Below are 6,131 nucleotides of genomic sequence, written 5' to 3'. Positions count from 1 at the left end.
TTCCTACACTATCGGCAAGCTCAAAAAGCTCCTTTGCCTGCGCAGCTGTTGCCGTAAATGGTTTTTCAACCAGAATATGCTTATGCCTGGTTAATGCCGCTTTCGAATGCTCATAATGAAGATTATTGGGTGTATTAATAACAACCAATTCTATTTCTGCATCATTTAAAAGCTCATCAACGCTATTATAACTTGTAATATTGGGATAATCGTTAACTGCAATTTTATGGCTGCGTTCTACTATAGCCTTTAAATTAAACCCACTATGTGCCTGTAAAAAAGGAGCATGGAAAACCTTCCCCGACATGCCATAAGCTAATAAACCGGCATTAATTGTTTTATTGATATTCGTATCCATAGGTTATAAATGTAGCTAAAAATACAATTACGATTCAAGCTTTATGTTAAAACAGCAAAGCTTTTACTTATGCCTTACACCTTTTTACATTATCTTTGCAAGATATGAAGCCGTCGGAGATTAATGCCAAGTGGAAAGTTTTACAGGAAAAGATTTCAAAGGAATTTGATTCGGATTTTCCTGATTTAAAAGTAATGCTTTTTCTAATTGGTGTTCAGGAATTGGGCAAAGGGCCAAAGAAATACAGCAAACGCCAAAAAGAGGAACTGATGCACATTGCTACCTGCCGTTTATTGAGCGAAATGGGCTTTTATGAGCTTGAGGGCTTAGATCAGGATGGCTGGCCACACTGGAAATTAATTAAAGCAATACCTCCCTACACCATGCTCGAGCAGGAAATGCTGATGAAATCGCTTGTGGTAAGTTATTTCGAAGATATTTATTCTTAGTAAGCAGTTTTTAGCCACTTTTGCCTAACACGATTGTCATACTGAACTCGTTTCAGCATCCTTCCTGCTAGATAGACCCTGAAATAAATTACCTTCGGTGAGCTCGCTTAATCCTCGGTTTACTGCGTAGCTTTTCGCTGCGCTACAGGTCATGGTGAAGAACAGGGAAAGATATAAGATTCTTTCTTTTTGGAAAGCAAGGCCATTTGCTTTTTTTAATGTCAGCCGGGCTTTTCGCTATATCTCCCAATCCGATGAAGAATCGGGATCGGGAGGATGCCGCTTCAATCCCGTTTAGATCATTCAGTTTGTGCAAGTATTTGGGACTGCAGGGCGGTTAGAAAACTTCGTAAGTTTGGCGTGGCCAGCACAAAACCCAAGTTAACTAAACCTGATAGAAACGGAAAGTCCGTAACGAAGTGGAGGCTTGAAGTGGCTAGCAGGGCTTTCTGAACCGATGTGCACAGGAACCTGCTTTTCAAAAAACAGACTAGTTTATTATCTAGTGTCAGATGGTAACATCTGACACCACAACTAACTCTGCAAGAAAACTTACGAAGTCTATCAGACTCGCAGCCCAAGCCGACTTCGTAAGTTTCATGCGGCAACAAAAAAAACCCGGTGGAGTACACCGGGGCTGCATTTATAATGACCTCATAGGTAGAGGGAAATTGCGATATTATCCTTGTTTCTGTGCTGTCGCTTTTAATGCATCGTTAGCAACGATTACAATCTCTACACGACGGTTAGCTGCACGGCCTGCATCAGTTTCGTTATCTGCAATTGGCTCAGCAAAACCTTTACCAATGGTAACTAACCTTGATGATGGAACACCTTGAGATACCGCATAAGCTTTAACCGCTGCTGCTCTTCTTTCCGATAGGCCCATATTATATTGTTCTGTACCACGGCTATCGGTATGACCGATAATTTTGATATCAGTATCAGGATATTGATTTAATGAAGAAGCTAAACTCTGGATGTTTGTTTTAGCCGCATCTTTCAAAGCCGTTTTATCGAAATCGAATAAAATACCACTGTCGAATTTTACAATAATTCCTTCACCTTCACGAATAACTTCTGCGTTAGGAATAGCTTTCTGAATTTCAGCTGCCTGTCTGTCCATTCTACGGCCGATAAAAGCTCCCGCTGTACCGCCAATAGCACCACCAATTAGTGCACCTACTGCTGTATTACCGGCTTTTTTACCGATCAATGCACCAATAACACCACCAGCTGCAGCACCAATACCAGCTCCTTTTTGTGTTTTAGTTAAACTATCACAACTTTGGAATGCCATCGAACCTACTGCTAACCCTATACTTAATGTCGCTATTCTTACTTTTGAAATACTCATAATAATCTAGATTTATAATTTCTACTCCTTATATTCAAACACAATGCCAAAAAATTACCGAACTGTATTTTCTGTCTGTTTTGACCAAATTTTACCCTAAATAAAAATTATACGCACAAAAAAAGAGTTCCCGAATAACGGAGACTCTTCGATAATGTATCATTCTTAGTACAAAAACTAGGCAGAGAAATAACTCTCCAACTCTTTCAATGTATTTTCGTCTGTTTTAAAATCTTTAATTACCTGCCCTTTTTCAACCAAAATGATCCGGTTACAAACGTCGGTAACGTGGTTTAAATCATGACTGGAAATAAAGGTAGTCATGTTGCCTGTTTGCTCTTTCAACAATTTCTTTAAACGGATCTGCGTGGTTGGATCGAGGTTGGCAAAAGGCTCATCTAAAATTAAAATTTCTGGCTTCTGCATCAGGGCAGCCGCAATTCCTACTTTATTCTGATTTCCTTTACTAAAATCGCGGATGTATTTTCCACTGTTTAATATTTCTCCATTAAAGAACTCACCGTATTGACTTAGATAGGCAGAAACATCTGCTACACTTAAGTTATTCAAACTGCCAATAAAAATAAAATACTCCTCAGGGGTTAAATAATCAATCAGAAAACCTTCATCCAAAAATGATGCAGTATAATTCTTCCAGTTATCGTTGTGCATTACATTTTCGCCTTTTGATAAAACCTCTCCATTAGTTGGACGGATTAAATCTAAAAGCATCCGGAAGAAAGTGGTTTTACCAGCGCCGTTATTTCCAACCAAGCCAACGGTTTCGCCAGCGGCAATCTGCAGATCTTCGATGTTTACAACGGTTTTATCGCCATAAACTTTTTGTAAATTCTTAACTTCTAAAATCATAATTATTCTCTAAAGCCTTCGGCTATTTTATAACGTTGTAATTCTAATCTTTTTGCAATATAATTAACCCAAAAGCCCCTCAGCAATAACATAGCCAGGCCAAAAACAGATACAGCAACCAATCCCCAATAAGGTTTATCGAGTTTGCCAAAAGGCAAATAAATTAAAATGGGGGTAAGTGCATAAGGGAACATTAATAGCCATTGCGTAGCCCCCGTACCCTGATAGTTAAAGCTTGCCGCTTTGGTAATATCTAATCTTTTATAGTTTAACGTAGCAAGGTAAAGTACTACTACAGTTCCGAAACCAATATTGTATAAATAGGCCGCCAAGTGTAAGAGTAATAACTTCGGACTTAAAAACCCATAAAAACTCGCCAATAAGGTAATAATGGTACAGCCAATGGTAAATAGTAAAAATTTAGCCCTGATGTAATCTTTAAAATTGATTTTATTGGCTAATATCCCGTCAAAATGGGCACTTTGCCATGCAAACATAAACTGGCCATAAATAATAATAGAAACACCAGTCATAAAAATTGCACCGAACATCATTTGTCCGAAAGCATCGCGATCTATTGCTTTTTCTTTATAAAAAATAAAGCCGTAGAACAGGAAGAAGAAACCAAGAATAACCGAAGAACGAGGGCGTTTGTGGCGAAGGATTAATTTCAGCTCTAAAGCTGCCAGTTCGCCAACTTTACCAAAGCGGTTAAGGAAAGCATAATCGGTACTGCCTTTTTTCTCTTGCTTTGTACTTAATTCTTCTACATATAAATTTTTACGCAAGAAATTAGAATTGAAGTAAAAAATACCAATGGCAGCAATTGTAAATACAAAACCATATAACGGCTGTGCAGCGATGGCCCTGAATACCACATCAGAACCTGCCATGATTGAAATAACCTTATAATATTCTAAAGCAGCAAAGGCAGCAATAACAACCAGGCCTAAAAAGGTATAAAGTGTATTGGTGATCGATTTCCGCTTGATGTACAACACCAGGTAGTTATTAAAAATCATGATCGAAAATATAGAGACGATGTACATGATGGTGGTAACTGCACCAAGGCTCGGAGCAATTTTGATGAAACAGAACGGAAGAAAAATAAAAAATGGCCAAAGGTTAAATGCTGAGAACAGTGCTTTAACATTTAAAAATTTAATGATCTTACTCTTCTGGATTTTGAGATGCAGGTAAGGAATGATACTTAATGTTGGCAACTCCTGAAACTGCATGCGCATGATAAAATCGAATGCAAAATAATAGAGGATAATGCCGTTAAAGCTTGTTAGAATGTTTTGATCTGGAAAAATTTTCGGAAGAAAAATACTCATTCCAAAGCCTACTCCAACGGCTACAGCAAAGAAATAGAGCATAAAAAAGCCCAAAACAATCTGGCCAGCAATACTACTGCCCCTGTTTCGCGAACGCCAGAAAGATTTTCTTTGATGGCTTAAAAAAGTACTCAGCATATTTAGTTTAGGTGTTTGATTTTAGTCAATATATCTATTAGTATGCATTCAGCAAAAAATGTTACACTAATATTTGTATTTGTCTTTCCAGTTTTGCTTAAGTTTTTCACGCAACTTCTCTTCTGCAGGGTTTTTTCCCGGATCGTAGAGTTTAGTGCCACTTAATTCTTCTGGAAAATATTCTTGTGGTGAAAAATTGCCTTCATATCCATGCGAATATTGGTAATCTTTTCCATAACCGATATTTTTCATCAGTTTGGTCGGTGCATTACGGATATGCAAAGGCACAGGCAAATTTCCAGTCTGCTTAACCAAAGCCTGTGCTTTATTAATGGCCTCATAAGATGCATTGCTTTTAGGCGAACTGGCCAGATAGGTTACACACTGCGATAAAATAATCCGCGCCTCCGGATAACCGATTACATTTACCGCAGTAAAACAGTTATTGGCTAAAAGCAGGGCATTAGGATTGGCATTGCCAATATCTTCTGAAGACAAGATCAGTAATCTACGGGCAATGAACAACGGATCTTCACCTCCTTCTATCATCCGGGCCAGCCAATAAACGGCGGCATTGGGATCGCTGCCACGGATGGATTTGATAAAGGCCGAAATGATATCGTAGTGTTGCTCTCCGGCTTTATCGTATAACGCAAGGTTCTGCTGTGCATGCGCCAGCACATTTTCGTTGGTAAGTACAATTTTATTTCCACCGATGCCATTAATGGCAATTTCGAGCACGTTTAACAATTTCCGCGCATCACCACCCGATAAACGGATCAATGCTTCGTGCTCTTTTATAGCAATATTCTTCTCTGAAAGAATGCTATCTTTTTTAATGGCTGTTTCCAATAAACCCGCTAACTCCGTTTCAGTTAACGATTTTAAAATGTAGACCTGACAGCGGGAAAGTAAAGCGGAGATCACCTCGAAAGATGGATTTTCGGTTGTGGCACCAATTAAGGTAACCAAACCTCTTTCTACTGCTCCCAACAAACTATCCTGCTGCGATTTGCTAAAACGGTGAATCTCATCGATAAACAGAATGGGTAGGCCTAAAAAACTATCCTTCAGCTGTGCGGCCCTGTCGATCACCTCCCGAATATCTTTCACGCCACTGTTAATGGCGCTTAAGTTAAAAAAAGGACGATCTAATGCCTGCGAAATAATATAGGCTAAAGTTGTTTTACCCACACCCGGAGGTCCCCAAAAAATCATGGAGGGAAGCTGACTGCTTTCGATCGCTTTGCGCAATACTGCACCTTCTCCAACTAAATGCTGTTGACCAACATATTCATCGAGATTTTGAGGGCGCATACGTTCGGCTAAAGGAGGCAGGTTTTGCATAATGGTAAATATATAAAAATTGAGTATTTTGTTTGTCGATAATTTACTAACCAAATATTGAAAGCATAACGCTTAGCTAAAACAAAAGGACGGATGCTTTAGTTCTAACTTATTACTATGGACATTAAAAACTTAGATCACCTTGTACTAACGGTTGCCAATTTAGAAAGCACCTGCAAGTTTTACAGCCTTGCCCTGGGAATGGAAATTATTGAATTTGGCGAAAACAGAAAGGCTTTGAAATTTGGGAATCAGAAAATTAACCTGCACCAATA

General features: G+C 38.8%; 7 protein-coding genes. 2 read left to right on the top strand and 5 right to left on the bottom strand.

Annotation, left to right across the window (positions count from 1 at the left end):
• The coding region (locus AC1DPQ_RS14885; protein ID WP_477609987.1) for a Gfo/Idh/MocA family protein at window positions 1–358 on the bottom strand (358 nt) is incomplete at its 3' end.
• Window positions 359–462: 104 nt separating this feature from the next.
• Between AC1DPQ_RS14885 and AC1DPQ_RS14880 the strand changes: the two genes are divergently transcribed.
• Entirely contained in the window at window positions 463–807 is a 345-nt protein-coding gene (locus AC1DPQ_RS14880; RefSeq protein WP_131028267.1) for a hypothetical protein, read from the top strand.
• Between the two features lie 679 nt (window positions 808–1,486).
• Here the strand turns inward: AC1DPQ_RS14880 and AC1DPQ_RS14875 are convergent.
• From AC1DPQ_RS14875 to AC1DPQ_RS14860, 4 genes are all read right to left on the bottom strand, one after another.
• Entirely contained in the window at window positions 1,487–2,164 is a 678-nt protein-coding gene (locus tag AC1DPQ_RS14875; RefSeq protein WP_029274435.1) for a YiaD family glycine zipper/OmpA-like lipoprotein, read from the bottom strand.
• Between the two features lie 177 nt (window positions 2,165–2,341).
• Window positions 2,342–3,034, bottom strand: a complete 693-nt coding sequence (locus AC1DPQ_RS14870) for an ABC transporter ATP-binding protein (protein WP_477579948.1) — start codon at window positions 3,032–3,034, stop codon at window positions 2,342–2,344.
• 2 nt (window positions 3,035–3,036) lie between these two features.
• The gene (locus AC1DPQ_RS14865) at window positions 3,037–4,509 is read right to left on the bottom strand and encodes a DUF5687 family protein (protein ID WP_477609985.1); all 1,473 of its coding nucleotides are present in this window, start codon (window positions 4,507–4,509) and stop codon (window positions 3,037–3,039) included.
• A gap of 66 nt (window positions 4,510–4,575) precedes the next feature.
• A complete protein-coding gene (locus tag AC1DPQ_RS14860; protein ID WP_477579945.1) occupies window positions 4,576–5,856 on the bottom strand; it encodes a replication-associated recombination protein A in 1,281 nt (426 codons plus the stop codon).
• A 117-nt stretch (window positions 5,857–5,973) separates the two neighbouring features.
• On the opposite strand from AC1DPQ_RS14860, the gene AC1DPQ_RS14855 reads away from it, so the two are divergent.
• Window positions 5,974–6,131 (top strand): VOC family protein (locus tag AC1DPQ_RS14855; RefSeq protein ID WP_477609989.1); only part of this gene is annotated, 158 nt, incomplete at its 3' end.

The sequence above is a fragment of the Pedobacter sp. 01T416_2 genome (assembly GCF_056398925.1).
Note: the sequence above shows the minus strand (reverse complement) of the source record. Positions and strands in the feature narration are given on the sequence as shown.

Coding starts and splice junctions, on each gene's coding strand:
- AC1DPQ_RS14880 (WP_131028267.1), top strand. CDS start 463: ATGAAGCCGTCGGAGATTAATGCCAAGTGGAAAGTTTTACAGGAAAAG.
- AC1DPQ_RS14875 (WP_029274435.1), bottom strand. CDS start 2,164: ATGAGTATTTCAAAAGTAAGAATAGCGACATTAAGTATAGGGTTAGCA.
- AC1DPQ_RS14870 (WP_477579948.1), bottom strand. CDS start 3,034: ATGATTTTAGAAGTTAAGAATTTACAAAAAGTTTATGGCGATAAAACC.
- AC1DPQ_RS14865 (WP_477609985.1), bottom strand. CDS start 4,509: ATGCTGAGTACTTTTTTAAGCCATCAAAGAAAATCTTTCTGGCGTTCG.
- AC1DPQ_RS14860 (WP_477579945.1), bottom strand. CDS start 5,856: ATGCAAAACCTGCCTCCTTTAGCCGAACGTATGCGCCCTCAAAATCTC.